The organism is Aeromonas sp. R4-2 (assembly GCF_040908295.1).
Taxonomy (GTDB): Bacteria; Pseudomonadota; Gammaproteobacteria; order Enterobacterales; family Aeromonadaceae; genus Aeromonas; species Aeromonas veronii.
In genome coordinates, this window is sequence record NZ_JBFODL010000024.1 from 188,835 (window position 1) to 214,434 (window position 25,600).

25 protein-coding genes are annotated in these 25,600 nt (G+C 60.5%); 15 read left to right on the forward strand and 10 right to left on the reverse strand.

What is annotated here, in order from left to right:
- Positions 1-339: 339 nt before the first annotated feature.
- The gene (locus tag AB5Y99_RS19095) at positions 340-1,122 is read left to right on the forward strand and encodes a gamma-glutamyl-gamma-aminobutyrate hydrolase family protein (protein WP_368210526.1); all 783 of its coding nucleotides are present in this window, start codon (positions 340-342) and stop codon (positions 1,120-1,122) included.
- Between the two features lie 12 nt (positions 1,123-1,134).
- Here AB5Y99_RS19095 and AB5Y99_RS19100 read toward each other — a convergent pair whose 3' ends face one another.
- Positions 1,135-1,518, reverse strand: a complete 384-nt coding sequence (locus AB5Y99_RS19100; protein ID WP_088868371.1) for a hypothetical protein — start codon at positions 1,516-1,518, stop codon at positions 1,135-1,137.
- 145 nt (positions 1,519-1,663) lie between these two features.
- Between AB5Y99_RS19100 and AB5Y99_RS19105 the strand changes: the two genes are divergently transcribed.
- Both AB5Y99_RS19105 and AB5Y99_RS19110 read left to right on the forward strand, forming a co-directional pair.
- On the forward strand, positions 1,664-3,190 hold the full coding sequence (locus AB5Y99_RS19105) for a cyclic nucleotide-binding domain-containing protein (RefSeq protein ID WP_368210527.1): 1,527 nt from the start codon (positions 1,664-1,666) through the stop codon (positions 3,188-3,190).
- Positions 3,191-3,235: 45 nt separating this feature from the next.
- A complete protein-coding gene (locus tag AB5Y99_RS19110) occupies positions 3,236-3,634 on the forward strand; it encodes an STY0301 family protein (protein WP_219295695.1) in 399 nt (132 codons plus the stop codon).
- A gap of 76 nt (positions 3,635-3,710) precedes the next feature.
- On the opposite strand, the gene AB5Y99_RS19115 is transcribed toward AB5Y99_RS19110, so the two are convergent.
- The 6 genes from AB5Y99_RS19115 to AB5Y99_RS19140 form a co-directional block, all read right to left on the reverse strand.
- Positions 3,711-4,421, reverse strand: a complete 711-nt coding sequence (locus AB5Y99_RS19115) for an HAD-IA family hydrolase (protein WP_127006247.1) — start codon at positions 4,419-4,421, stop codon at positions 3,711-3,713.
- A gap of 33 nt (positions 4,422-4,454) precedes the next feature.
- Positions 4,455-5,432: a tyrosine recombinase XerC gene (xerC, locus tag AB5Y99_RS19120; RefSeq protein ID WP_043821861.1), complete on the reverse strand. Its 978-nt coding sequence runs from the start codon at positions 5,430-5,432 to the stop codon at positions 4,455-4,457.
- Positions 5,425-6,105, reverse strand: a complete 681-nt coding sequence (locus tag AB5Y99_RS19125) for a DUF484 family protein (protein ID WP_043821859.1) — start codon at positions 6,103-6,105, stop codon at positions 5,425-5,427. Before AB5Y99_RS19125 ends, xerC begins: the two co-directional genes overlap by 8 nt.
- A 91-nt stretch (positions 6,106-6,196) precedes the next feature.
- The gene (dapF, locus tag AB5Y99_RS19130; RefSeq protein WP_005336371.1) at positions 6,197-7,027 is read right to left on the reverse strand and encodes a diaminopimelate epimerase; all 831 of its coding nucleotides are present in this window, start codon (positions 7,025-7,027) and stop codon (positions 6,197-6,199) included.
- 185 nt (positions 7,028-7,212) lie between these two features.
- Positions 7,213-8,463, reverse strand: coding sequence for a diaminopimelate decarboxylase (gene lysA / locus AB5Y99_RS19135; protein WP_245095674.1), 1,251 nt, complete (start codon positions 8,461-8,463; stop codon positions 7,213-7,215).
- A gap of 32 nt (positions 8,464-8,495) precedes the next feature.
- Positions 8,496-8,672 (reverse strand): lipoprotein, encoded by a 177-nt coding sequence (locus AB5Y99_RS19140; protein WP_074045189.1) that lies wholly within the window; start codon positions 8,670-8,672, stop codon positions 8,496-8,498.
- A 73-nt stretch (positions 8,673-8,745) separates the two neighbouring features.
- Between AB5Y99_RS19140 and cyaY the strand changes: the two genes are divergently transcribed.
- Together cyaY and AB5Y99_RS19150 are read left to right on the forward strand one after the other, a co-directional pair.
- A complete protein-coding gene (gene cyaY / locus AB5Y99_RS19145) occupies positions 8,746-9,060 on the forward strand; it encodes an iron donor protein CyaY (RefSeq protein ID WP_069554181.1) in 315 nt (104 codons plus the stop codon).
- Entirely contained in the window at positions 9,057-9,710 is a 654-nt protein-coding gene (locus AB5Y99_RS19150) for an alpha/beta hydrolase (protein ID WP_368210532.1), read from the forward strand. Before cyaY ends, AB5Y99_RS19150 begins: the two co-directional genes overlap by 4 nt.
- Before the next feature lie 66 nt (positions 9,711-9,776).
- On the opposite strand, the gene AB5Y99_RS19155 is transcribed toward AB5Y99_RS19150, so the two are convergent.
- Entirely contained in the window at positions 9,777-12,296 is a 2,520-nt protein-coding gene (locus AB5Y99_RS19155) for a class I adenylate cyclase (RefSeq protein ID WP_368210533.1), read from the reverse strand.
- 323 nt (positions 12,297-12,619) lie between these two features.
- Between AB5Y99_RS19155 and hemC the strand changes: the two genes are divergently transcribed.
- From hemC to AB5Y99_RS19175, 4 genes are read left to right on the forward strand one after another with little or no spacing between them, the layout of a single operon-like run.
- Entirely contained in the window at positions 12,620-13,549 is a 930-nt protein-coding gene (gene hemC, locus AB5Y99_RS19160) for a hydroxymethylbilane synthase (protein WP_136501663.1), read from the forward strand.
- Positions 13,546-14,280 carry a uroporphyrinogen-III synthase gene (locus AB5Y99_RS19165; protein WP_204480747.1) on the forward strand — a complete coding sequence of 245 codons (735 nt, stop codon included), beginning with the start codon at positions 13,546-13,548 and terminating at the stop codon, positions 14,278-14,280. The genes hemC and AB5Y99_RS19165 overlap by 4 nt, the downstream gene beginning before the upstream one ends.
- Positions 14,277-15,326, forward strand: coding sequence for a uroporphyrinogen-III C-methyltransferase (locus AB5Y99_RS19170; RefSeq protein ID WP_042053469.1), 1,050 nt, complete (start codon positions 14,277-14,279; stop codon positions 15,324-15,326). The genes AB5Y99_RS19165 and AB5Y99_RS19170 overlap by 4 nt, the downstream gene beginning before the upstream one ends.
- A gap of 10 nt (positions 15,327-15,336) precedes the next feature.
- Positions 15,337-16,500 (forward strand): heme biosynthesis HemY N-terminal domain-containing protein, encoded by a 1,164-nt coding sequence (locus tag AB5Y99_RS19175; RefSeq protein WP_042053468.1) that lies wholly within the window; start codon positions 15,337-15,339, stop codon positions 16,498-16,500.
- 70 nt (positions 16,501-16,570) lie between these two features.
- Here the strand turns inward: AB5Y99_RS19175 and AB5Y99_RS19180 are convergent, their stop codons facing one another.
- Together AB5Y99_RS19180 and glpX are read right to left on the reverse strand one after the other, a co-directional pair.
- Complete coding sequence (locus AB5Y99_RS19180; protein WP_042053467.1) at positions 16,571-16,822, reverse strand: YkgJ family cysteine cluster protein; 252 nt, start codon at positions 16,820-16,822, stop codon at positions 16,571-16,573.
- 131 nt (positions 16,823-16,953) lie between these two features.
- Positions 16,954-17,964 carry a class II fructose-bisphosphatase gene (gene glpX, locus AB5Y99_RS19185; protein ID WP_005336386.1) on the reverse strand — a complete coding sequence of 337 codons (1,011 nt, stop codon included), beginning with the start codon at positions 17,962-17,964 and terminating at the stop codon, positions 16,954-16,956.
- Between the two features lie 221 nt (positions 17,965-18,185).
- Here glpX and AB5Y99_RS19190 point away from each other — a divergent pair, with 221 nt between their 5' ends.
- The 6 genes from AB5Y99_RS19190 (at position 18,186) to AB5Y99_RS19215 (ending at position 25,551) form a co-directional block, all read left to right on the forward strand.
- On the forward strand, positions 18,186-19,265 hold the full coding sequence (locus AB5Y99_RS19190; protein ID WP_368210537.1) for a porin: 1,080 nt from the start codon (positions 18,186-18,188) through the stop codon (positions 19,263-19,265).
- Between the two features lie 120 nt (positions 19,266-19,385).
- Positions 19,386-20,306, forward strand: a complete 921-nt coding sequence (locus tag AB5Y99_RS19195) for an ABC transporter substrate-binding protein (RefSeq protein ID WP_368210538.1) — start codon at positions 19,386-19,388, stop codon at positions 20,304-20,306.
- Positions 20,307-20,339: 33 nt separating this feature from the next.
- Complete coding sequence (locus tag AB5Y99_RS19200) at positions 20,340-21,218, forward strand: EamA family transporter (protein WP_368210541.1); 879 nt, start codon at positions 20,340-20,342, stop codon at positions 21,216-21,218.
- A gap of 435 nt (positions 21,219-21,653) precedes the next feature.
- Positions 21,654-23,120 (forward strand): glutamate/gamma-aminobutyrate family transporter YjeM, encoded by a 1,467-nt coding sequence (yjeM, locus tag AB5Y99_RS19205; protein WP_042053465.1) that lies wholly within the window; start codon positions 21,654-21,656, stop codon positions 23,118-23,120.
- Positions 23,121-23,379: 259 nt separating this feature from the next.
- Positions 23,380-24,291 carry a D-alanyl-D-alanine endopeptidase gene (gene pbpG / locus AB5Y99_RS19210; protein WP_368210544.1) on the forward strand — a complete coding sequence of 304 codons (912 nt, stop codon included), beginning with the start codon at positions 23,380-23,382 and terminating at the stop codon, positions 24,289-24,291.
- 222 nt (positions 24,292-24,513) lie between these two features.
- On the forward strand, positions 24,514-25,551 hold the full coding sequence (locus tag AB5Y99_RS19215) for an acyltransferase (RefSeq protein ID WP_368210546.1): 1,038 nt from the start codon (positions 24,514-24,516) through the stop codon (positions 25,549-25,551).
- Positions 25,552-25,600 lie beyond the last annotated feature (49 nt).

Genomic DNA, 25,600 nt, shown 5'->3' on the forward strand with positions numbered 1-25,600 from the left:
CACATCCCCTGCCATCCCTGCGCGTTTAATATATCCACCATTTTGCTACCCCAGCCATAACGGCTCATCTCAACAGCCCCGTTAAATCGCAGCTTCAGAGCAGTTCAAGATAAATCCGTTAACAACTTCGCATCATTTTGTTTGACATATTGAACGGCCTTGGCAGACTGAAGAGAGGATCCATGCCGTCGCTGTCCAGGCTGACCAACGATTCTGTCACTCGGCCCGACGCGGGATCCCATGACCATGCCTTGAGGCATGCCCTTGCCCTAGCGGTTTGCAAGGGCCTGCCCAAGGCGAAGGATGAGACTTCAACGCCAAGGATAATCAAGGTGCCCTATGCCAAATCCCCAGCCTCCCGCTCCCCGTAAACCTGTCGTGCTGATGACCATGGGCGCCCAGCCCCGCAACGGCCACGCCTATCAGGTGATGACCCACAAATACATCATGCCGATGGTGGAGATAAGCGGCTGCGTCCCGCTGCTGGTGCCCACCTGCTGCGGCACCACCGATCTGGAGCAGTATCTGGATCTCGCCGATGGGGTCTATCTGAGCGGCGCCGGCTCCAACATCGATCCGGCCCTCTACGGTCAGGAGAACCTCACGCCAGAAAAACAGCAAGACAGGGATCGCGACCTGTTCGATCTGCCCCTCATCAAGGGGGCGCTCGCCCGTGGCTTGCCGATCCTCGGTATCTGCCGCGGAATGCAGGAGATCAACGTGGCGCTGGGGGGAGACATCCATCAGAAGGTCTATAACGAGCCGGGTTATGACGATCACCGGGAGGATGCCGACGATCCGGTCGACGAGCAGTATGGGCCGAGCCATCAGATCAAACTGCTGCCCGGCAGCTGGTTTGCCGAACTGATAGGGGAAGAACAGATTCCGGTCAACTCCCTGCATGGGCAGGGCATCAACCGGTTGGGGAAGGGTCTGGAGCCGTTGGCCCACGCCGAAGATGGGCTGATCGAGGCACTTCATGCTCCCGCTCTGTCACCCTTTTTGCTGGCAGTGCAGTGGCATCCGGAGTGGAAGGCCAATGAAAACCCCCACTCCATCAAGATCTTTCAAGCCTTTGGCGATGCCTGCCGCCAGCGCTGTGCACTGATGGCAGCGAGTTAACCCCTCATCGATTCAGTCGCCAAACCCGCGCGCCTTGAGCTTGGGCAGTCCGCCCCGCTCGGGGCGCAAGGTGCGGCAGATATCCATCCCCTTGAGCCCGCGCTGGATATGGTCAGGCGAATGACCAAACACCATGCCGTTGCTGCGGTAGAGGTTGTTGTCATCCAGCTCGAACTTCTCGCCGCCAATCAGCAACTGCTCGCGGCCATTGACCGTGTCACCCCGCTTGATGGGCACCTTCATGTCGCTCAGCACCTCGCCGGTGGCACACCCCTCACGCCAGCGCGCCTCGCTGGAGAAGGGGGTAATGGCTATTTCACGCCAGGAGCCATCCCGGAATTCGACCCGATACTTCTCGGCCAGCAGGTCGCAGCCAGCCAATGGAAACAGGGCCATCAAACAGATGATTTTCTTTGAAAATTTCACTCAATCGCACTCCTTTGCCCGGTTCTGCACAGGATAAATAAATTGCCGCCCCAACGCACCATTTCCCCGCGCCGCAGCAGCTATGCTGGAAATAAAACCACAATAAGGTGCTGCTATGGCTGGCGAAAACCTCACCGCGCTACCGACACTGATCTGGATTGGCGAACACCCGTTCTGGACCCTGCTCACCCTCTCCCTGATGCTGCTCCACTTCTGGCGCCGTCCGGGACAGCGACGGGAGCTGCTCTCCGAGCTCAGTTTCGTGATGATTAGCGCGGTGGTGATCCTGCTGATCCAGCTGGAAGGGGGCTGGTTCAAACTGCCGCTGCCCCATCAATTGCTGATCGAGATCTCCACCCTGCTGGCTGGCCTGATACTGGTCAAGATATGGGGGATCCTGCTATTCGAGTTTCTGCTCCCCCTCTGCCATGTGCGGATCCCGCGGATCATCGCCGATATCGTCATCACCATCGGCTATATCGGCTGGGGTCTGTTTCGCCTCTACGCCTCCGGCATGGCGCTCGGGGAGATAGTCACCACCTCCGCGGTAATCACCGCGGTCATCGCCTTCGCCATGCAGGACACCCTTGGCAACCTGCTGGCCGGGGTCTCCATTCAGCTCGACAACTCCATCGCCATCGGTGACTGGCTGCAAGTGGATACCACCCAGGGCTGGGTGGTGGAGATCAACTGGCGTGCCACCACCATCGAGACCCGCAACTGGGAGACAGTCGTCATCCCCAACAGCCATCTGCTCAAACAGCGCTTCACCGTGCTCGGGCGCCGTCGCGGCGAACCGCTGCAGTGGCGGCGCTGGGTCTGGTTCGATCTGACCCTGGATACCCTGCCGACCCAGATCATCGCGCTGATCGAGAAATCCCTGCGGGAGACCAAGCTCCCCTGCGTCGCCAAGCATCCGCAACCGGACTGCCTGCTGATGAACGTCGAAGGTGGCATCGCTCGCTATGCAGTGCGCTACTGGCTCACTGACCTGGCTCGCGACGATCCGACCGACTCCATGGTGCGCAGCCTTATCGATGCCGCCCTGCGCCGCAACGATCGCCGCCTCACCCCGCCGATCTTCAACGTCTTTATGGCCAAGGAGAAGCAGCATCTGGATGCCCGCCACAAGCGCCACACAGCCGAACGAACCGATACCCTGCGCAAGCTGCCGCTGTTTGCCATGTTGCAGGAGAACGAGCTGCTCCAGCTGGCCGATCAGGTGAAGTTCGCCCCCTTCGTCAGCGGCGACATCATGCTGGAGCAGGGGGATGTCTCCAGCTGGCTGTTCGTGCTGGTCAAAGGGGAGGCCGAGATGGTGGTCAATGTCGAAGGGCGAGAGCTGAAACTCGGTACGCTCAACGCGGGAGACTTTTTTGGCGAACTGAGCCTGCTCACCGGCGAGCCCAGCTCCTTCACGGTGCGGGCGGTGGCCACCGTCGAAACCTATCGCATCAATCAGGCAATGTTTCAGGAGTTGGTGATGCAGCGCGAGTCGCTGGTCGAGCCCCTCTACCGGGTGCTGAGCGACCGCCAGCAGGAGCAGCGGGCCCTGCTGGAGCGGGAGGCGGAAGCCATGAAGCAACCACCACAACAGCTTGATCTGCTTGATAAACTGATGAAGCTGTTCGGCGGAAGATGACGTAGCATGGCATCGTATTGAGGACGTGAAGAGAGAACCGCAGCCATGTTACTGACTACCCTGGCCCTTGCCGCCAGCCTGCAATTTGATTGTCCCGCCACCATCGAGAGTCGCCAGCAGCTGCTGACCCCGCAGCAGGGCTGGCAGGCGTTCACTCGCAATGACGATGGCAAACCGGACGAAACCCTCAGCCACCGGCTCGATAATCTGGCCCTGTTCGACGGAGATCCTGCCGAACTGGCCCAACTCAAACCGGATAATGGCGACAGCGACGAGATCCACTACTGGAGCCAGCTCGATAGCAGCCTGCGCCCGCTCTATCTGGTCTGCCGCTATCAGAACAGCGCCATCACCCTGCAGCAGCCGCTACCCGTCGGCATCAGTTACTGCCGCATCAACCAGCGCGATCGCTACACCCTGCTCGGGCTGATTTGCCGCAAATAGCGGTCGTGACCCCTTGCCATACATCGCTATTCGCTGACAGCCATTACCGCCTGAGCCGGGCCACCCGCCAGCGCCATCAGAGCAGCAGCTCGGCCAGCTCCTCCAGTGCCGTCAGCTCCACGTCCGGCAACAGTTGCAGCTGTTGCCACGGTTGCTGCCGTTCGTTGAGCCAGGCGGCGCGAAAGCCGTGCAAACGGGCCCCCAGCACATCCGTCTCGGGATGATCCCCCACATGGAGGATCCGCCCCGCTGGCAGCTTGAGGGCACTGCGGGTCTGCTCAAACATATCCGGCGCCGGTTTCATTCTGGCGCCCGCCCCCGCCTTGCAGACCAGCGTGAAGTAGCGATCCAGTCCTGCCTGAACCAGATCCAGATTACCGTTGGTGATGACCACCAGCGGGTAGCGTTCGGCCAATCTGGCCAGCAGCTGATGAGTGGACTCGCTCACCTCGATCTTCGAGCGCTCTACCAGAAACGCAGCAAACACCTGCTCCGCCTCGCGGCTGGCCTGCTGGTCGGCCATCCCCCCCTCGACCATGGCGGTACGGATGGTCTGCTGGCGCGCCAGACTGACATCGTGGCGCAGCCCGGGGTTGGCCAGCAACACAGCGCGTTTTAGCTCCAGCCAGCGTGGCTTGTCGAGCATGGCTGTCGCCAGATATTCGCTGCGCAGATGGCTCAGCATCCACTGCTCGGCGCGCACGATGGCGGGGCCGTTGTCATAGAGGGTGTCATCGAGGTCAAACGAGATGGCAGCAACCGGCTGCCAGCGGCGATAGAAGTGCATGGACTCTCCTCTGCAACGGGGGCTCATGGCCCGTTATTCATCGTCCTGCGCATCCGGGTCACGCTTGGCCCTGGGGTGGGCGCTGTCGTAAACCTTGGCCAGATGCTGGAAGTCGAGGTGGGTATAGATCTGGGTGGTAGAGAGGTCGGCATGTCCCAGCAGCTCCTGTACCGCCCGCAGATCGCCGGAGGACTCCAGCATATGGGTGGCGAAGCTGTGGCGCAGCTTGTGGGGATGGACGTGGGCGTTGAGCGCCTGCTTGTTGCCCCAGCCATCGAGGCGGGCTTGCACCGAACGGGCCGACAGCCGCTGCTTGCGGCTGGAGACAAACAGCGCCTCGCTCTCGTCCCCGGCCAGCAGCGGGCGCACCTTGAGCCACTTCTGCAACCACTCGACCGCCATCCGGCCGATGGGCAGCACCCGCTCCCGCGAGCCCTTGCCAGTCACCTTGAGCTGACGGTCGTCGAGCTTCAGATCCACCAGATTGATCCCCACCAGCTCAGCCAGACGCAGCCCTGAAGAGTACATCAGCTCCATGATGGCGCGATCCCGCACCGCCAGCGGATCCTGCTCGTCGGTGATGTTGAGCAGCTGGTGCATCTCGTCCACATCGAGGTTTTTCGGCAGCGGCCGCCCCTGTTTGGGGGTGACGATACCGCGAGCCGGATTGGCGGTCAGCCGCCCCTGCCGCACCTGCCAATCGCAAAAGCTGCGCAGGGCCGAGACCTTGGTGGAAAGGGAACGAGGAGCAAGTCCCCCCTTGTGCATCCGGGTCACCAGAGTGCGCACCTGGCTCGCCTCGAGCCGACCCCAGTCAGTGAGCCCCAGGGCCACCAGCTCGGCGGTCATCGCCTCCAGATGGGCTTGATAGTTATTGCGGGTATGAGGGCTGAGCTGACGCTCGACCCTCAGGTATTCGATAAAGGCCGCCAGTTCGTCCGCCAGTGCCGCAGGCAGTGGCGGTGCGACGACGGGAGCTTTGGCGGGCGCCCTGGCCGGTGTTCTAGCCATGAGTCAACTCGGGCAGACGCAGTTGCAGCAGGCGCCCCAGTTGGCCCAGCAGCAGGGTGTCGTTGTGGGGAGTAAAATGGCCGGGATCCGAGCTGGCGAAGGCCAGCACACCGAGATCGCCGAGCCGCATCAGGGCCACCGAGTTGACCAGCACATCGTGGCCAAACAGCGCCTGCTTCTCGCTCTGGCTCAGGCGGCCAAAGTAGTAATCCTGCCCCGGCAGACGCTGACCCAGCAGGGATTCGAGCTGCTTGCCCTGTGCCAGAAAGCGCTGCTCGGGCCCGCTCAGGGTAAACTTCTTGGGATTGAGCCAGAGCCGCAACCCGGTCAGGCGCAGCCGCTGGACAAAGGCCTTGCCCATCACGGCACTCACTTCGAACAGGGTCTGGCAACCGTACAGCTCGCCGTAGAGATCGGCATAGACCCGGAAGATCCGTTCGTTCTCGCTGGCGATCCCCATCAATTCGGTGATCTCCTGCTCCAGCTGTTCGATCCGCTCGCGCTGACGCTCCAGCTGGCGCTCGACCAGCGAGACCGACCCTTTGCGTTCATGGGGAATGCGGATCCGGTCCAGCACGGCGGCATGGCGTTGGAAAAACTCGGGATAACGGGCCAGGTACTCCAGCACAGTGGCTTCATCCACCGATTGCTCCTGCCGTTTGAGTTCGCTCATAAATTGGTTGATCCATCAGAGAAATGGGGCTCGCTGCCCCGACATCATGGGCAAAGGGGGCCAACGCCCCCCGTACCTGAACCTTTATCGGCTAAACCTCTATCTGGCCGTCAAACACATGCTCGGCGGGGCCTGTCATATAGACCGGCTGGCCCGGCCCCTTCCAGGCGATGGTCAGCTTGCCGCCCGGCAGACTGACGGTGACCCGCTCCTTGAGCTTGCCCTGACTGATGCCAATCACCGCCGCCGCACAGGCACCGGTGCCGCAGGCCAGAGTCTCGCCACAGCCCCTTTCGAATACACGCAGCTTGATCTCGGTGGCGTTGACCATCTCCATGAAACCGACGTTGACCCGCTCGGGAAAACGCTCGTGGCGCTCCATGATGGCACCGAGCGTCTCGACCGGTGCATCGGCGACCGAAGGCACCTCGATGACGCAGTGGGGATTGCCCATGGAGACCACGCCACACATCACGGTATGCTCCTGCGCCCGCAGCAGATAGGTTTTCTCTGCCTTCTGGGCCCGGAACGGGATCTTGCCCGGCTCAAACTGGGGAACACCCATGTTGACCGTGACCTGATTCTCCCCCTCCAGCTGCAACACGATGCGACCCCGGGCGGTACTGACCGCGATGCGATCCCGGTTGATCAGCCCCTTGAGACGCACGAAACGGGCAAAACAGCGGGCACCGTTGCCACACTGCTCCACCTCGCTGCCATCGGCATTGAAAATGCGATAGTGAAAGTCGAGTTCAGGGTCATAGGGCGGCTCCACCAGCAGCAGCTGGTCAAAGCCGATCCCGAAGTGGCGATCTGCCAGCTTCTTGATGACGTCATTGCTGAAAAATACCTTCTGGGTGACGCCATCCACCACCATGAAGTCGTTGCCCAAGCCATGCATCTTGGAAAAATCTATCAACATCGTGCATTCCTGTGCTGTTAGGGCTGTAAAAATTCACCGAACCAAGGGTCGCCAAGCGCCATGAAGTCGTTGTCCAAAGCCCCATGCATCCTGGAACAATCTATCCACATCGTGCATTCCTGTGCTGTCAGGGCTGTAAAAACTCACCGTCAACCGTTATGAAATCATTGTCCCAGCCTGCGCCATCAGGGCAGCAGGTGCTCACCGCGCCAGAGATCGGCCAACTGCTCACGCTCGCGGATCAGGTGTGCTTCGGCACCATCCACCAGCACTTCGGCTGCGCGCGGACGGGTGTTGTAGTTGGATGACATGGTAAAGCCGTAGGCTCCGGCCGAACGCACTGCCAGCAGGGAGCCCTCGGCAATGGCCAGGGTGCGCTCCTTGCCGAGGAAGTCGCCGGTCTCGCACACCGGGCCCACCACGTCATAGACCGCGGGAGCATGGCCGGCACGGCTATCCACCTCGATGATGTTCATCCAGGCGCCGTAGAGCGAAGGGCGCAGCATGTCGTTCATGCCGGCATCGATCAGCGCAAAGTTGCGGGTCTCGCCCGGCTTCAGGTACTCGACCCGGGTCAGCAGCACACCGGCATTGGCGACGATGGCGCGGCCCGGCTCGAACAGCAGGGTCAGATCCCGGCCCGCCAGCTTCTGCTTCAGCGCTTCGGCATATTCGGTGGGATGGGGTGGCTGCTCGGAACCATAGTTGACCCCAAGGCCGCCCCCCACATCCAGATGATGGATATGAATCCCTTCTGCAGCCAGACCGTCGATCAGCCGCAGCAACTTGTCAGCCGCCTCCATAAAGGGATTCAATTCAGTGAGTTGCGAGCCGATATGGCAATCCACCCCGACGATCTCGATGTTCGCCATCGCGGCCGCCTTGCGATAGATGGCTGGCGCCAGCTCGATGGGAATGCCGAACTTGTTCTGCTTGAGGCCAGTGGAGATATAGGGGTGAGTACCGGCATCGATATCCGGATTGACCCGCACCGAGACGCGAGCCTTCTTGCCCATGCTGCCTGCCACCCGATTGAGGCGCTCCAGCTCGGCTTCCGACTCCAGATTGAAACAGAGGATCTCTTTATCCAGCGCAAGGCGCATCTCGGCCTCGCTCTTGGCCACCCCGGAGAAGACCACCTTGGCCGGATCACCGCCCGCCGCCAGTACCCGCGACAGCTCGCCACCGGAGACGATGTCAAACCCCGAGCCCAGTCGTGCCAGCAGGTTGAGCAGCGCCAGATTGGAGTTGGCCTTCACCGCATAGCAGATCAGATGGGGAATATCGCCAGCGGCCTTGTCGAAGGCGTGCCAGTGGCGCTCGAGGGTCGCACGGGAGTAGACGTAAAGCGGGGTACCGTACTGCTCGGCAAGCTGTTGCAGCGAGGTTTGCTCGGCCTGAAGCTGGCCGTCGGCGTCGTAGTTAAAGTGATCCAAGGGGGCGGTTCCTTCCTAGAATGGGTGCGGCATTAGTGCGGCGCGGCCTCGGTGGCAGCCTCGGAGGTCGCAGGCGGTGCTGCTTGCGGTGTACTCTGGCTCTGTGGCTGCTCGGGGGGCGGCATATAGAGCGGCCCCTTCAGACCGCACGCGGCCAACCCGAGGGACAGAAGAGTGGCAAGCAGACACTTGGTGAACTGAGTGATCATAATGGTTCGCTGCGAAAAAATTTTTGGCCCTCTATAATCGCACTCACATTGTTAAAAGCAACAGGATAAACCGATGAAGGATCACGAGTATCACGCCCTGACCGATGCCTTTTTCCAATATGTGGAAGACACGCTCGACGAGGGGTATCCGGATATCGACTGCGAACGCAACGGCGGCGTATTGACCCTCTCTTTCGAGAACAAGACCAAGGTCATCATCAACAAGCAGGAGCCACTGCACCAGATTTGGGTCGCCACCCGCGAGAACGGCTTCCACTTCGAACTGCAGGGTGACACCTGGATCGACAACCGCTTCGGCCACGAGCTCAAGGCGCTGCTGAGCCAATCCTGCACCGCCCAGGCGGGCGAAGAGGTGGTGTTCCCATGATCGACCTGCACCCGCAGGGCGCCCGTCATGCGGTGATCTGGCTACACGGGCTGGGTGATTCCGGCGCCGGTCTCGCCCCGCTGGTGGACGCGCTGGATCTGCCCGCCGAGCTACCGGTGCGTCACCTGCTGCCGGATGCCCCCGAGCGCCCCATCACCATCAATATGGGCTACAAGATGCGCGGCTGGTACGACATCAAGAGCTTCGAGGATCCCGCCGAGCGGGCCGTGGAGTCCCATGTCCGTGAATCGGCCGACCAGATTGCCGCCCTGCTCGATCAGCTGGTGGCCAACGGGTTTGCCCCCGAGCAGATCGTGCTGGCAGGTTTCTCACAGGGCGGAGTAATTGCCTCCTTCACCGCGCTGCGCTATAAGGCACAGCTGGCGGGCCTGCTCTGCATGTCCACCTATCTGGCCGCCCCCGACAAATTGCTCGGCGAGATGAGCGAGGCTGCTCGCACCCTGCCCATCTGCTACATGCACGGCATCTACGACGATGTGGTGAGCCTGTCGCTCGGTTGGGATGCCAAGAACCGGCTTGAAGCTGCCGGGCTCGCCCCCGAGTGGCACGAGTACCCGATGCGCCACGAGATCTGCCGTCCGCAGCTCGGCGACATTCGCAGCTGGCTGCTGGCTCGCCTCGGCGCGTGAGCCCTTCCGGCAAAGCAAACGGCCTGCATCTGCAGGCCGTTTTTTATGGCGATTCCAACTGACGGGTCAGCCCACTTCTCGAGCGGGCGGTACCTGTTCGCGCAGAGTGCCCTGACTGCGATAGGGGATCACATCCAGCTCGCCATTCACTTGTACTATCTCGTAGTACTGGGGCAGGTTGAAGTTGATGAACTGCCCATCATCGCTGAACCGCTCGTGATTGGAGGTGTAGAAGCGGTTGACCCCCGCCACCAGCTCATCCTTGTTGCCGGCAAAGTGCTGGTAGATCTCCACCCGGTTCGCCTCATCGAGGATATAGATGTTGGTGCCCGCATCCCGGGTATCGAAGAAGAACTGCACCAATCCTTCGCTGGCGTAGGCATCGACGATGCTCGGCAGATGCTGGCTGTGGGTCTTGTCGAGCCGCAGCGGCAGGTGATCCAGCTTGTTGTGGGAGATGTGACGGTAAAAATCGATGGCGTTTTCCAGCTTCTTCACCGACACACCGCGCCGCTCGAAGAAGATGCCGTACTTCTCGCGGCCAAGGGCCATGGTCTTGACCAGCTGCTGCTTGTCGCGGGCAAGGCGCAGGTCGATACACTCCGCCACCAGGGTCTGGAAGCGGGAGCGCACCAGAGAGCGGAAGTGCTGGCTGTAGCAGAACACCTCGATCATCTCGGGGGCGGCGGCATCCTGATGCATCTTGCCGAGGATGGTGGTGAGGGCATCGACCACGGCTTCATCCCCCTGGAAGTGCAGGGTGCGGATCTCGCTCCAGGAGTTGCGGTAGACCAGATCCACCGAGCCGACCAGACACTCCTGATTGCGGCCGAACGAGAAGACATCCACGGTGTTGGCGTCAAATTCGATCACCTGACCTACCCAGTGACTGGTCGGGTCCATCTCCAGATTGAGGAAGATGGAGAGCTGGCGGATCTCGCACGGCCGACTGAGGGCCAGGTTGGTGGCCAGCGGGTACTTCTCGGGGAAGCAGCCGGAGAGATCACGGCAGAACTGGTGCAGATTGTCGATGTGCAGATCCGAGCCCTGATTGAACAGATGCACCCGCGACTGGGGCGTCAACAGATCGTTGAAGTAGGCCCAGGAGACCAGCTTGCTGATGTAGCCGTTGAACTCCAGCGGCGCACGGCCAATGATGTCCACCGGCTCCAGCGAATGTTTGTAGAGATACCAGCCGGCGCGGTTGAGGCGACCGTGGGGCACCTGCACGAAGCTGAGATCCGGCTCGCTGAGATCCGGCGCGATCTTGAGGTTGATGCGCTGCACCTTGCCCGGCAGGCTCTCGAACGCGGCGTAGAGTTTGCGCGACAGAATGCCGATATCTTCCGGGTTGATCGACTCGCTGATGTTGTTGCGGCGAGCGAACTGGATCAGGTTGCGGTAGCTCTGCATCAGGGCTTCCAGCAGCTCGGCGTGAGCGATCTTCACCTCTTCGATCTTCCACTCGTGGCGATGATCGAGCTGATAGAGTTTGTCCTGACCCCAGCCCCAGTAGGAGACCAGCTGGCTCATCTGCTCGCGGCGCCACTCGGGGGAGTGATCATCCTTGGGATGGCTGAGACCGTCGCACACCTTGAGGTAGAAGCAGCGGCGCACCAGATCAAGCCGCGCCATGTCGCCGATGGACTTGAGGTAGTTGGTCACCTTGTCCAGCATCAGACAGTAGTTGTCGAGCCGGTAGTGCATCCCCTCGTTGTGCTGGAACCAGTCGCGACCAATCATCGACAGCAGGCGGGTATTGGGATACTCGTGCGAGTAGGCTTCCATCAGCACCGACTTGAGCACCGCCTTGTAGGGGGAGTCGATCCCCTTGTAGAGCTGCCACAGGGCGGAACCGAAATACTCTTCGGCCGGAATACGGTCAAAACTGCCTAGATCGAGCCAGTCGTCCTGCTTGAGCTTGCCGCTCTCGAACAGCTCGTTCACATACGCATCGTAGTGATCATCACACTCGGTGGGCACCAGATACCAAATCAAGCGTTTGCCCGCGATACGCATGGCACTGCGGTAGAACTCGTCGAGCAGCAGCAGGTGTTGGGCACTGCCGCAGCTCTCCCCCTGCATCTGGGCATCGTTGGTCTGGCGGAACTTGTCTTCCGGGATCAGGAAGAAGTTGAGATCGACCCCGCGCTGTTCGGCCCACTTGGAGAGTTGTTGGCATTTCAGCTCCAGCAGATCGAGCCGCTCCTGCGACAAACCGGCCACGTGGCAGACCCAGATATCAAGATCGGAGTGACAGCATTGACCGATGGAGGAGGTGCTGCCCATGGAGTAGAGCCCCTGAATGGCCCGATCATGGGTGGCAAGGCCGCTCTGACAGTTGGCGTTGCGGCAGAGGTCATCGATAAAGGCTTGCTGCTCGGCGGTGGCGCTGAAGCTCCAGATACCATGAGGGACATCACCGGAGACATAACCGGGCAGCAGGGGATGATTGAAGTGCAGCATGACAGGCAGCAGTTGGAATACCTGCTGCCCATAGCGACTCATGAGGCCTAACGCCCGTTGCGTCTTGAGACGGGTAATGTCGTCATAACGCGCAACCAGCGTATCGATGTGTTCCTGCAATGCCCTGCCTATCACCTAAGTGAAAATGACGCACCAAAAGGGGGATACGTCAAAAAAGTGTGATCATGTTAACAATGCAAACAGCGGTGGTAAACAAGCCTTCAGCTAAACGTCAGATTATTTCTGGTATGACCACATCAAGTATCAGGGGAAATCATTAAATCACAATAAATTCAATGAATTAATCAACACCCCTTGCTTAATGAAAATCATTTTCAGCATGCATTTTTGAGCTTGGCCCCGCTTTTGCCGGCTCCGCCATGAAAGCCCGGGCAAAGGGTGGTAATATCGATTTCCTTCTAAAAATGAAACAACTGATTGATATGGCAGCCCGAACCCTGAAAATTGCCACTCGCAAGAGCCCGCTGGCCCTGTGGCAGGCCAACTTTGTCAAAGACCGGCTCGAAGCCCTGCACCCGCAGTTGCAGGTCGAACTGGTGCCCATGAGCACTCAGGGTGACAAGATCCTCGATACCCCGCTGGCCAAAGTGGGCGGCAAGGGATTGTTCGTCAAGGAGCTGGAGACCGCCATGCTGGAAGGGCGGGCCGATATCGCCGTTCACTCCATGAAAGATGTGCCGGTGGAGTTCCCCGAGGGGCTCGGCCTGCACACCATCTGCGAGCGGGAAGATCCCCGCGATGCCTTCGTCTCCAATCGTTTCAAGGCCATTGCCGAACTGCCGCAAGGGGCCGTGGTCGGCACCTCCAGCCTGCGCCGCCAGTGCCAGCTGCGCGCAGCCCGCCCGGATCTGGTGATCCGCGACCTGCGTGGCAACGTCAACACTCGCCTTGCCAAGCTGGATGCGGGTGAGTACGACGCCATCATCCTCGCCGCCGCCGGTCTGAAACGACTGGAGATGGCGCACCGCATCACCGCCTTTATCGAGCCGGAGCAGAGTCTGCCTGCCAACGGCCAGGGTGCGGTCGGCATCGAATGCCGCCTCGACGATACTGAGCTGCACGCTCTGCTGGCGCCGCTGGAGCACGCCGAGACCCGCGCCCGGGTGTTGACCGAGCGAGCCATGAATCGCGCCTTGCAAGGGGGATGTCAGGTGCCTATCGGTGCCTACGCACTGGTCGAAGGCGAGCAGATCTGGCTGCGCGGTCTGGTGGGCAGCCCGGATGGCAGCCAGGTGATTCGTGACGAGATCCGCGGTCCGCTGGCCGATGGTGAGGCCCTCGGCGAGCAACTGGCCCAGCGCCTGCTGGCCGCCGGTGCCGACGAGATCCTGGCCGAGGTCTACCGCGCATGACCCCGCTGGTGGTGCGTCCGGCCGCCCAGGCCGCCGAGCTGGTGCAGTTGCTGCGCCAGCACGGCCATGCACCACTCTGCTGCCCGCTGCTGGAAACCGTGGCGGGCAGCGAACTCCCTCTCCTGCCCGACCTGTTGCGCAGTGCTGACGTGGTTATCGCCGTCAGCATCCATGCCGTTCATTTTGCACACGATTTTCTGTTGCAAACTGGTCAGACCTGGCCACATATTGAGTACTTTGCGGTGGGTCAGGCCAGCGCAGATGCGTTTGCAGCCATAGGCATCACGGCAAGTTGCCCGAATGACCCGCGCAGCGAAGGGCTGCTGGCCCTGCCCGCCCTGCAGCAGATAGCAGGCAAACGGGTACTGATCCTGCGCGGCAATGGCGGGCGGGATCTCATCGCCAGCACACTGGCCTCACGCGGTGCTCTGGTGCACTATTGTGCGGCCTATGAGCGCCACTACCCCGAGCTTGACGGGGACAGATTGACCCGCCACTGGCAGGCAGCGGGGCTGGACAGCCTGCTCATTACCAGTGGTGAACTGCTGCAACGGCTGCTGGAGCTGGTTCCCGACCACCAGCGGCCTTGGCTTTTTGACCGCCTGCTGGTGGTCCCCAGCCCGCGCGTGGCCGAGATGGCCAGCGCAGCGGGCTTTATCCATATCACGATTGCCCAAGGTGCATCCAACCAGGCCCTGACGGCCGCACTGGAACTGAGGAAGATAGAATGACAGAACAACAAGAATCCCAGGTCAAACCCCAGCCGACCGCTGTGCTCAATGGCAGCAAGAGCCGCTCCGGTGCCGTACTGGGAGGGGTCGCCATCCTGCTGGCCCTTGGCCTGACCGGTGGTCTCTATCTGCACGGTCACAAGAACGCCGTGGCCCAGCAGGCCGAACTGGCCCAGCTCAAGCAACAGCTGGCGAGCGCCCTGAGCAAGATCGACCAGACCAGCAGCAAGGATGCCGAGCAGCTGGCCGCGCTGGGCCAGACCCAGCAGCGGCTGCAGGGAGAGATGCAGGGTCTGCAAAACCGGGTACTGGACCTGAATGACAAGCGCCCCAACGACTGGATGCTGGCCGAATCCGAGTATCTGGTTCGGATGGCGGGCCGCAAACTGTGGCTGGAGCATGACCTCGTCTCCGCCATCACCCTGCTCGGCAACGCTGACGAGCGCATCGCCGCCCTCAACGACCCCAGCCTGATGCCGATCCGCAAGGCGCTGGCCGAGGATATCGCCAAGCTCAAGGGGATGCCGCGCATCGACCGCGAGGGGCTGACCCTCAAGCTGGCTGCCCTGTCCGACCAGATCGAGCTGCTGCCCCTCTCCACCGTCAGCATGCCGGAAGCCAAGGCCGAGCCGGATCAAGCGGTCAGCACCAATCCCGACGAGTGGGAGAGCAACCTGAAGAAAAACTGGGTCAAGTTCACCGAGAACTTCGTCACCATCCGTCGCCGCGATGGCGCGGTCGAGGCACTGCTCTCGCCGCAGCAGGAGATCTTCCTGCGTGAAAACCTCAAGACCAAGCTGTTGCAGGCCCAGCTCTCCGTCTATCGCGAGCAGCAGGCGCTCTACGAAGACAGCCTGGACAAGGCCCAGCGCTGGCTGACCCAATATTTCGACACCGACAATAGCGCCACCCGCTACATGCAGGGCGAGATCGACAAGCTAAAGGGTGAGCAGATCCAGATCGACTATCCGGCCCAGTTCAAGACCCAGGCCATGCTGGAGCAGGTGCTGACCGAACGCCTGCAACGCATTCTGGCCAGCAGCTGAGGAGGGCACCATGATCCGTATAATCATTCTGGTTGCCGTGATGGTCGCAGGGCTGATCTTTGGCCCGCAAGCCTCCGGTAACAAGGGCTATGTGCTGATTGCTCTTGGCAATTACACCATCGAATCCTCCGTCACCAGCGCGGTGATCCTGGCCGTGCTGTTCTACGGCGCCCTGCTGATCGTCGAGTGGCTGCTGGGTCGGGTATTCGGCCTGCGCCGCAAGACCCTCGGCTGGTACGGCTCGCGCCGCCGCCGCAAGGCCAATCAACAGACCGTCGCCGCCACCCTGGCAATGGCCGAAGGGCACTACAGTCAGGCTGAAAAGCTGATGATCAAGGGGGCCAGCAACAGCGACACCCCGCTGCTCAACTACCTGAGCGCCGCCAAGGCGGCACAGGCCCGTGGTGACGACGCCCGCCGGGATCAATACCTGCAAAAAGCGCAGGAGGAGAATCCCAAAGCCGAGCTGGCGCTCACCCTGACCCAGACCCAGTTGCAGATCGAGCAGGGCCAGTACGATACCGCGCTGGCGATGCTGGAGTCGGTCTACGCCCTCAACCCGCGCCACCCCATGGTGCTGGATCAGCTGCGCCAGGTGCATTTGGCCCGTCAGGACTGGAGCGCCCTATGCGACCTGATCCCGACACTGCACAAGGTCGGCAAGCTGACCCCGAAACAGGAAGAAGATCTGCTGCAACAGGCCTGGTGTGGCCGCCTGCAACAGGCTGCCGGCAGCCTCGAGACCCTCAAAGCGGTATGGCAGGATCTGCCGCGCAAGCTGCGCCTCGAGCCAGAACTGCTAGCATGCTACGGCGATCTGCTGCGCCAGCTGGGCGCCGATGGCGAGGCCGCCACCCTGTGGCAGGAGGCGCTGCGCAAACAGCCGATGCCACAGCTGCTGACTCGCCTGCCCAAGCTGAAACTCGACAGCTACCAGCCGCTGCTGACGCTGCTGCAAAAGCAGCAGGGGCAACCGGAGGTGGACACCGCACTGGCCCAGCTCTATCTGCTGGCAGGTCAGCTGGACGACGCCCAGAAGCTGCTGGAGCAGGAGGTGGAGCGGGCGCCGAGCGCCGCCGCCTACCACGCCCTCGGCCAGCTGATGGACAAACGCCGCCTTACCAACAAGGCCAACGAGTACTATCGTCAGGCACTGGAACTGGCGGGGATCTGATTCCCGGCGAACAGAAACGCGAGAGGCCGCATGATGCGGCCTCTTTTTTTATCTCTTCGCCCTGCCCTCGTCAGGTAGTGAGCCGCTCCAGCTCGCCGATCAGCCAGATGGCCTCGGCACGGTGGCTGCCGCACACATCCATCATGGGGCGGAAACCGCCGCACACCGCTGGCCGCTCCGGTTGACCGAAGATCTTGCAGCCAAGGGCGCTATCGAGCTGGATACAGGGGACGCCAGCCGGTTTGCCATCTGGCATACCGGGAATGGCACTGCTGATACTGGGGACGATGCAACAGGCAGCGCAGCCGCTACGACACTCCATAGACTCCACTCCTTTGGGACGGTCTGAGCCACCATAGCCGAAGCGGCGGCACAAACGTAGCTGGCGCATAACAAAAAGCCCGACCGCACGGGCGATCGGGCTTCAGACACAGCCGGTTCAGCGAGCCATCATCACAGGATGATATCGCGAACCACGCTGTCTTTACGCTCAAGATAATGGATCGACTTGATACGACGAATGGTGCGGGATTTACCACGGATCAACAGAGTCTCGGTGGTCGCCATCACGCCATCGCTGGTGATGCCATCCAGCAGATCACCCTTGGTGATGCCGGTGGCGGAGAAGATGACGTTGTCATTCTTCGCCATGTCTTCCAGCTTGAGCACCTTGTTCACATCGATGCCCAGCGCTTCGCAGCGGGCAATTTCCTGCTCGCCCAGCGCACGCACTTCCGGGCTGTCGCCCTTGACGCGATGACGCGGCACCAGACGGGCCTGCATGTCACCATCCAGCGCGCGGATCACCGCCGCGGAAATCACCCCTTCCGGTGCGCCGCCGATGCCATACAGCATGTCGACTTCGCTGTCCGGCAGACAGGTGAGGATGGAGGCGGCAACGTCACCATCAGGAATGGCGAACACCCGCACACCCAGACCCTGCATCTCCTTGATTGCCTTGTCATGACGCGGCTTGGCCAGGGTAATGACGGTCAGACGGGAGAGCGGCTTGCCCAGCGCCTTGGCCACGGACTTCAGGTTCAGCTCGAGAGCCTGATCCAGGTCGATGGCGCCTTTGGCCTTGGGCCCGACGATCAGCTTTTCCATGTACATGTCAGGCGCTTTCAGGAAAGAACCCTTGTCGCCCACCGCCAGCACGGCCAGTGCGTTGGCCTGACCCATGGCAGTCATGCGGGTACCCTCGATGGGATCGACCGCGATATCCACCGCGTCGCCGTGTCCGGTACCAACCTTCTCGCCAATATAGAGCATCGGCGCTTCATCAATTTCACCTTCGCCGATCACAATCTCACCATCGATCTCGATCTGGTTGAGAATGTGGCGCATGGCCGCTACAGCCGCCCCATCAGCGATATTCTTGTCACCACGTCCGAGCCACTTGTAGCCAGCCAGTGCAGCCGCTTCCGTCACTCGGGAAAACTCGATTGCCAGTTCACGTCTCATCGCATATCCAACCTATGGAGCTCGAAAACGGGCGGCATTCTACCACAAGGGCAAACCTTTGCGCACAAAAGTAGCCGCTGCGAGCAAGAATGTAGCCAATTCATCCAATTGCAACCCAACTGCCATCGACTCTTCATCCAACTGTCACCCCGCTGTCATCCCCGCTGCCTAGCATGACCCCGTTTTCAAAACAAAAGCTTGCAACACCACAAGGGATTAAGATGAAAAAGCTGACTGTAGTGGCACTGGCTCTCACCGCAGCCTTCCAGGCTCAAGCCGTTGAAGTGTACAAAAATGACACCTCCATGCTGGATCTCTATGGCCGTATCTACGCTGGCCAATTCTTCGGCGACAAGAAAGAAAACGTCGATACTGCCAATCCGAATGGCACCAAGGATTACAGCGCTAAGCAAGGGGCAAACCAGTTTGTCCGTTTCGGTGCCAAGGCCGAGACCCAGATCCAGAGCGGCCTGAAGGCGCTGGCCCAGTACGAAGTGCAGATGTACATCAACGACAGCGAAAAGACCTTGGGTAAAGATGGAAGCACAGACAACCTGCGCACCCGTCTGGCCTTTGCCGGTGTCGGCGCTGACTGGGGTACTGTGACTTTCGGTCGCCAGAAAGGGGCCCCGGGCTTCCTGGCCGACTGGACAGATGTCTCCCTCTCCGACGGCTACGGCAACGACGCGCTGGGCGCCAAGACTGACACCTTCGCCACCAACCGCGCCGGTTCCGTGTTGAAATATTCCGGCCTGTTCAATGGCTTCCAGTTTGATGCCAGCTACAAATTTGATGGCGGCCAAGAAGAAGACAAGAGCAGCAACAAGACCTCCGCAGCTGACCCAGCCTATGGTGCAGCCATGGCTTACACCTTCCCGTTCAATCTGTCTTTGGGTACCGCCTACAACGTTGGCCAACGTCAGGAAAAGAATACCGAAGACGCCAAACTGTGGCTGATCTCTGCCAAGTTCGACAACAAGGCGGCCTATGCGGCTCTGAGCTATGCCGATGGCTCTGACTTTGTCCAAAGTGGCACCGACCATACCGGCTGGGAAGCCGCGCTGGGCTACAACTTCGAGAACGGCTTCGGTCTGATGGCTCTGTGGAACAAACAGGAGCAGGAAGTCAGTGGCGGCAAGAAAACCGATGCCATTGACTACTACACCCTGGGTGCCCAGTACAAATTCAACAAGAACCTGCGGGTGATTGGCGAGTACCGCATCAACAATCTGGACAGCGTTGCCGGCAAAGCGACTGCCAACAAGGATGACTTCCAGCTGGCTGCCCGCTACGACTTTTAATCGAGGTTTTGCGGATCCCCAAAGCGCGATGGCTTGCCATCGCGCTTTTTGCTGGGCGTCGTTCACGACCGGATAAAGTAGCCTAGGCTCAACAGTAGATGTATCGCCGGAGAGATGATTATGGTCAGGCTGCCTTTCTTCCTGCTGTTGCTGCTGGCTCTTCCCGCTCACGCCCTCTCTATCGCCATGGTGCTGTGGCGCGGTGAAACCGCAGCCGAGGCGGGCTTTCGGGCAGAGCTGACCCGCCTTGGCTATCAGGCCACCATCACCATCTATAACGCCGATCAGGATCGTACGGCGCTGGCAACCATGCTGCGCCAGCAGATGCTGCCGAAACTGGCCGAATACGACTACATCTACACCTTTGGCACCACCGCCACCACCATGACCAAGAGCCTGGTGGCCAACCGCAAGCCTCTGATTTTCAATGTGGTCTCCGATCCGGTCGGGGCTGACATTCTCTCGGAAGACAAAGCCCAGAACAGCATGGTGGCCGGGGTAAGCAACATGGTGCCGATGGCGCTGCAACTGGCCAACGCCAGCGAGCATCTGGCCACCGGCAAGCGGCTGCTGCTGCCCTTCAACCCCCGTGAGCAGAACACCCTGCTGGTGGCCGACATGCTGCTCAATGAAGCAAAACGCTATCAGTGGCAGATGGTCACCTGGCGAATGGCCCCTGACCCACGGCGGCTGGACAACGAACTGAAGCGGCTGCAACAGGATGCCAAAAACGACATCGTCTTTCTGGCCGCAGACAGCTATCTGCTCTCCATCGCCCCCCGCCTGCTGAATGCGCTCAACGCAGCTGCCATCCCTACCATCTGCAGTGCCGAGCTGTTCGTCGAGCACGGCTGCAGCGTTGGCACCATCAGCAGCTACGAGGCGCTGGGCAAGATGGCCGCCGGGATCATCCATCGCCATCAGCAGGGAACAGAGTTGCAGGATATTCCGCTGCAGACCGACCCCCATCCCAAACTGGTGCTGGGGCAGCTGGGTAACGCCACCACGCAGGAGGCGAGCCCCGCAAAGCCGAAGCCTTGATAAAGATCTCGGCCAATCAGGCTCCGGGCGGGTATGCTGTTGACCCCCATCGCCCGAGAGTCCTTTCCCATGAGCACCACCGTCTTTTTTGCCGTTCTGCTGGCAGCCCTGCTTCACGCCAGCTGGAATGCGCTAGTCAAAATTGGCGAAGAGCGGCTGGTGGGGGTGTCACTGGTGGCGATCTTCTCAGGGCTTATCGCCGCCGTGGCGCTGCTGCCCATGGGGCTTCCCTCTGCTGCCGAGCTGCCCTGGCTCGGCCTCTCAGTCCTGCTCCATATCGGTTACTGCCTGTTTCTCAGCCATGCCTACAATCAGGGCGATTTTGGCCAGATCTATCCGCTGGCCCGTGGCAGTGCCCCACTGCTCGCCATGGCGTTAAGTGCCCTGCTGCTGGGGGACTACCCCGGTTACGGCGGCATCATCGGCGCCTGCGTGCTGATCATGGGGGTCTTGCTGATGGCCTGGCGAGGCGGGCAGCAGCGCCTTGACAGCAAAGCGGTTCGGGCAGCACTGATCACGGCCATGTTCACGGCGACCTATACCCTCTCGGATGGAGCCGGCGCCCGCGCAGGGGGTGAACCGGTACGCTACACCCTCTGGCTCTTTGCCTGTACCGGGTTGGCGATGCTGCTGGTGTTGCTCGTCCACCAGAAACGCAACGCATGGCGCCAGATCCGTCGCCATACGATGGCGGGAATTGCAGGAGGTGCCATGTCACTGCTCGCCTACGGGATTGTTATCTGGGCCATGACCCAAGCCCCCATTGGCGTGGTCGCGGCTCTGCGCGAAAGCAGTGTGCTGTTTGCCATGCTGCTCTCTGTCTGGCTGCTGAAAGAGCCGCTCGGGCGCATGCGGCTGACGGCGGCGGCCATTATTACCGGCGGCGTGCTGCTGACCCGGCTGGGAGGATAAGCGCTGTCGCCATTGGTGCGTATTTATCAGGCAGGATGGCGTAATTCACTCCGCCAAATATGCCGAATACCAATAATGGAAATAAGTGTCGGCCCGGGCGTAAATGTTTACATCCGCAACGTATCAATTAACTGGCAGGTCTGTTTATTTCAACCACAGCTTCATTCGGGAAACTTACCTGCCCAGCAGCATTAATGATAAAATCGTTCACAGTTATTTTTCGGCAACGCTGACCAATACCGCGCATGGCACAGACCATGCAGCTCCGCCCATACATTCATTGACCGCCTGACGGGTAAGCCAGCCCGGTCAGAGATGACCCGATCGCGCCCGTCACAGCAGGATGGCATGGCGCTACCGCGTTATTAATGGGCCCAGTTTCGTCTGTTTAATTTTTGATTATTTTAAATCCAGCACCATCAGGGAGTTTTTAATATGTCAGCAAAAAAGCTGAAGTTGGGCGCTTTTATATTGATGATATTAACATCGGTATTTGGCGTCACTAATATCGGGATCGGTTTTTACCGAATGGGATATGCCGCCATTCCGATGTTCGTGATTGGCGGTCTGTTTTTCTTCATCCCGTTCATTTTGATGATGATCGAATTCGGCACCGGCTTTCGCAAAGAGGCGGGCGGTATCTTTACCTGGATGCGCCACTCGGTCTCGACCCGATTCGCCTTTATCGGTCTGACCATGTGGTTCGCCTCCTACGTCATCTGGATGTTTGGCAAGGCGCTCTCTATGTGGGTGCCCCTCTCCTTCATGCTGTTTGGCCGCGACATCACCGTCATCCCGGTCACCCTGGGCACCGGCATCGACTTCGGCCCCTTTATTCTGGGCGTGGTCGCCATCGCGCTGGTTGCCACCGTCACCAAGCTCATCACCCTGGGTAGCGCCCGCTTCGCCAAAGTGGCGGCCATCGGCGGTCTCTCCGTGGTGGCACTCAACGTGTTGCTGCTGGTCGGTGGCGTCTTCACCTTCGCGGTGAGCGGCATGACTCTGCAGGAGCCCTTCACCCAGGCATCGCTGACGGCCTCTCCCAATGCCGCTTTCAACGACATCATCCCCTTCCTCGGCTTTATGGTGTTCGCCATCTTCGCCTACGGCGGGGTCGAGGCGATGGCCGGGGTGGCTGACGAACTGGAAGATCCGGAGCGCGACCTCAAGCGCGGCATCTTCCTCTCCGGCGCCTTCATCGTGCTCTGCTACATCATCGGCTTTCTGGCGGTCGGCTCCATCATGCGCTGGAGCGACTTCCCGGCCGAGGGGATCACCTCTCTCTCCGCCCTCTTCATCATCATGCTGGAGCTGGGGCGCCATCTCGGTGGCGAGTGGCTGGGACAGGTATTCATGCGCTTTGCTGGCCTTGGCATGTTCCTGAGCTATCTGGGTGCCTTTATCGCCCTCTCCTACGCGCCACTGCGCCAGTTCATCACCGGCACCCCGAGTTACTTCTGGCCGGAGCGTTTCCAGCGCGAGAACGAGAATGGCGTGCGGATTGAAGCCCTCAAGGTGCAAGCCTGGGTGGTCTGTCTGTTCATTGCCGCCAAGTCCATCTTTACCCTGATCAACCCGGAAGGGGCCGCCGCCCTCTATGAGCTGATCATCACCATGACCAACGTCGGCATGACCCTGCCCTACATGTTCCTCATCTACGCCTGGTATCGCTATCGCAACAACCCGGCGCTGGGCAAGGACCTGATCTTCTTCAAGAGCGCAGGCTCGGTACTGCTTGCCACCATCATCAGCCTGATCCTGGTCGCCTTCGGCAACGTCTTTACCGTGGTCGCCCCCTTTATCTCCGGCGATATCTCCACCGGCGTCTGGACCATCATTGGCCCGCTGCTGTTCGTGGTGATCGCCATGCGCTTCAAGATCAAGCAGGAAGATGCCCACTAAACGGCAAGCAATGCTCCATGCCTATCGGGACCGTTCTGGTCCCGATTTTTTTAGCGCTGGCTTCCGCTCGCCATCACGGCCAGTCCATAGTTTCAATGCAAAAAAGGTCTCTATGGAGACCTTTTTTACGCTCTCCTCGCCGTCAGAGCACGCTCAACGCCGTAAATTATCAATATCAAGGTGAGAATGATTGTGAAGCGCCAGTTCACGACATATAACTTAGCGAGATATCCCTGTATTTCGTCCGGTAGAGCTGATCATGATGATGCGTTCCCTCCTTCCCCTGTTGCTTGGCGCAGTAATGCTGCCGGCCACTATGGACAATGCCCATGCCAACCCCTTTTCCGCCAGCAGCAAAAGCAGCAGCGGCTTTCTCGAGCGACGGGATGTGCCCAACCTCAGCTCGGCTGCCTTCGTGGTGGCCAACCACAGAACCGGCGAGGTGATCTCCGAGCGCAACGGCAACCGGGTGATGCCCATCGCCTCCCTCACCAAGCTGATGACGGCGTTGGTAGTGCTGGATGCCAACCTGCGCCTCAACGAAATGCTCACCGTGACCAATGCCGACATCGACCGCATCAAGGGAACCGGTTCACGACTGGCCATCGGCTCCAGGCTCAGCCGCGCCGAAATGCTCCATATCGCCCTGATGTCCTCTGAAAACCGCGCCGCCTCGGCGCTGGCCCGCCACTATCCTGGCGGCCAGCGTGCCTTCGTCGAGGCGATGAACGCCAAAGCCCGCATGCTGGGGATGTGGAATACCCGCTACGCCGACAGCACAGGGCTCAACCCGCGCAATGTCTCCACCGCGCAGGATCTCGCCAAACTCGCCGCCGCAGCGGCCTCCTATCCGCTGATCCGCCAATATTCCACCGACGAGCAGAGCTATGTGCGTACCAACAAGCGTCAGCTGCACTACCTCAACTCCAACCGGCTGATCCGCGAAGGGCAATGGGAGTTCACCCTCTCCAAGACCGGCTATATCCGCGAAGCGGGCCGCTGTCTGGTGCTGGGTACCAAGGTCAATCGTGAGCCGGTGATCATGGTGCTACTCAATGCCGAAACCACCAACGATCGGGTCGCCGATGCCAAGCGGATCAAAACCTGGCTGGAGAGCTCGGGCAGAACCACCCTTGCAGCCAACCAGAGCAGCATGCTGACTCACCAGTAAGCTCGAGATCCCCAACCAAGCGAGGCACCTGCCTCGCTTTTTTATCTGCATGAGCGCGCCCAAAAAATGGGATCCAGTTCCCGCTACAGGTAACACCTTCCGCCATCCCGTTACAAAACGTAACTACTCAACAGTGTGATTCACACTAATAGAATCAATTGGTTGTAACCTAGCAGTAAGAATTTTAGCGTGCCATCACAACCCCTGTAACGACGAGCCACCATGCGTATTTCCAGTATCGAGTGCGGGCGGGTACTGGCCATTCTGGCCGTGATGACCATTCACGTATCCCCCTTCGCCAACCCCTTCAATCCCACCCTGTGGGGAAGCGGATCCTGGCTCTGGCTGAGCGGCACCATCAACCAGTTATGCCGCTTTGCCGTGCCGCTGTTTTTCCTCTGTGCCGGTTACTTTCTGCAGCCGAGACTGAGTCGCGAGGCGCCGCTGACCGTTACCTGGAGCTACTGCCGCCCCTTGCTGCTGCTCTGGCTGGTATGGAGTCTGGTCTACCTGCTGGTGCCGTTCAATCCGCTGGATGCCGTGCAGCAAGGCTATCTGGCCTCCCTGCGCGGGCAGTGGCAATTCCAGCTCGGCGACCCCCTCAATGGCTGGCTGGTGGGCGGCATGATCCACCTCTGGTTCCTGCCAGCCCTGATCATGGCGGTGACCCTGCTGGCACTCTGCTACCGGCTTGGCAGACCAGCGCTCGCCCTCTGGCTGGGTCTTGGCCTCTACCTGCTGGCGCTGCTGGGGGGCTCCTATGCCAAGCCGCTGCTGGGTGCCGAGTGGCCACTGCTCACCCGTAACGGCCCCTTCTTCTCCCTGCTGTTTGTGGCGCTTGGTGCCCTGCTGCGCCAGCGTCAGTGGCAGCCCGATGCCCACACCGGCTGGCAACTGCTGCTGGTGGGCGTGGCGCTCTATGGCTGTGAAGCCTGGGCGCTGCAGCACTTCGCCGGGGTGCCACTCACCCGCCACGACTTCCTGCTCGGCTCCCTTCCCTGGACTATCGGCCTGTTTGGCCTGCTGCTGGCCAACCCCGAGTGGGGCAAGGGCAGCTGGCTTGAACGTCAGGCCCCCAAAGTGCTCGGGATCTACTGCCTGCACATGATGCTGGTGGTCTGGCTCTTCGTATTCGGCCCGCAGGGCGCATCCATCCTGTGGGAGATCGCCAAGGTGCCGCTGCTGCTGGGATCGTCTCTGCTGGCCTATCGCCTGCTGGCGGCCCAGCCCCTCACCCGCCGGCTGCTGCGTACCCACTGAGTCCGATATCCGGCCCGTCCTATCGGGCCAGATATCGCTTCACGTTTAG

Bases quoted from the DNA above. Each gene is read 5' to 3' on its own strand.
- AB5Y99_RS19095 (WP_368210526.1), top strand. From the start codon at position 340: ATGCCAAATCCCCAGCCTCCCGCTCCCCGTAAACCTGTCGTGCTGATG.
- AB5Y99_RS19100 (WP_088868371.1), bottom strand. From the start codon at position 1,518: ATGGCCCTGTTTCCATTGGCTGGCTGCGACCTGCTGGCCGAGAAGTAT.
- AB5Y99_RS19105 (WP_368210527.1), top strand. From the start codon at position 1,664: ATGGCTGGCGAAAACCTCACCGCGCTACCGACACTGATCTGGATTGGC.
- AB5Y99_RS19110 (WP_219295695.1), top strand. From the start codon at position 3,236: ATGTTACTGACTACCCTGGCCCTTGCCGCCAGCCTGCAATTTGATTGT.
- AB5Y99_RS19115 (WP_127006247.1), bottom strand. From the start codon at position 4,421: ATGCACTTCTATCGCCGCTGGCAGCCGGTTGCTGCCATCTCGTTTGAC.
- xerC (WP_043821861.1), bottom strand. From the start codon at position 5,432: ATGGCTAGAACACCGGCCAGGGCGCCCGCCAAAGCTCCCGTCGTCGCA.
- AB5Y99_RS19125 (WP_043821859.1), bottom strand. From the start codon at position 6,105: ATGAGCGAACTCAAACGGCAGGAGCAATCGGTGGATGAAGCCACTGTG.
- dapF (WP_005336371.1), bottom strand. From the start codon at position 7,027: ATGTTGATAGATTTTTCCAAGATGCATGGCTTGGGCAACGACTTCATG.
- AB5Y99_RS19140 (WP_074045189.1), bottom strand. From the start codon at position 8,672: ATGATCACTCAGTTCACCAAGTGTCTGCTTGCCACTCTTCTGTCCCTC.
- cyaY (WP_069554181.1), top strand. From the start codon at position 8,746: ATGAAGGATCACGAGTATCACGCCCTGACCGATGCCTTTTTCCAATAT.
- AB5Y99_RS19150 (WP_368210532.1), top strand. From the start codon at position 9,057: ATGATCGACCTGCACCCGCAGGGCGCCCGTCATGCGGTGATCTGGCTA.
- hemC (WP_136501663.1), top strand. From the start codon at position 12,620: ATGGCAGCCCGAACCCTGAAAATTGCCACTCGCAAGAGCCCGCTGGCC.
- AB5Y99_RS19165 (WP_204480747.1), top strand. From the start codon at position 13,546: ATGACCCCGCTGGTGGTGCGTCCGGCCGCCCAGGCCGCCGAGCTGGTG.
- AB5Y99_RS19170 (WP_042053469.1), top strand. From the start codon at position 14,277: ATGACAGAACAACAAGAATCCCAGGTCAAACCCCAGCCGACCGCTGTG.
- AB5Y99_RS19175 (WP_042053468.1), top strand. From the start codon at position 15,337: ATGATCCGTATAATCATTCTGGTTGCCGTGATGGTCGCAGGGCTGATC.
- AB5Y99_RS19180 (WP_042053467.1), bottom strand. From the start codon at position 16,822: ATGGAGTGTCGTAGCGGCTGCGCTGCCTGTTGCATCGTCCCCAGTATC.
- glpX (WP_005336386.1), bottom strand. From the start codon at position 17,964: ATGAGACGTGAACTGGCAATCGAGTTTTCCCGAGTGACGGAAGCGGCT.
- AB5Y99_RS19190 (WP_368210537.1), top strand. From the start codon at position 18,186: ATGAAAAAGCTGACTGTAGTGGCACTGGCTCTCACCGCAGCCTTCCAG.
- AB5Y99_RS19195 (WP_368210538.1), top strand. From the start codon at position 19,386: ATGGTCAGGCTGCCTTTCTTCCTGCTGTTGCTGCTGGCTCTTCCCGCT.
- AB5Y99_RS19200 (WP_368210541.1), top strand. From the start codon at position 20,340: ATGCTGTTGACCCCCATCGCCCGAGAGTCCTTTCCCATGAGCACCACC.
- yjeM (WP_042053465.1), top strand. From the start codon at position 21,654: ATGTCAGCAAAAAAGCTGAAGTTGGGCGCTTTTATATTGATGATATTA.
- pbpG (WP_368210544.1), top strand. From the start codon at position 23,380: ATGATGATGCGTTCCCTCCTTCCCCTGTTGCTTGGCGCAGTAATGCTG.
- AB5Y99_RS19215 (WP_368210546.1), top strand. From the start codon at position 24,514: ATGCGTATTTCCAGTATCGAGTGCGGGCGGGTACTGGCCATTCTGGCC.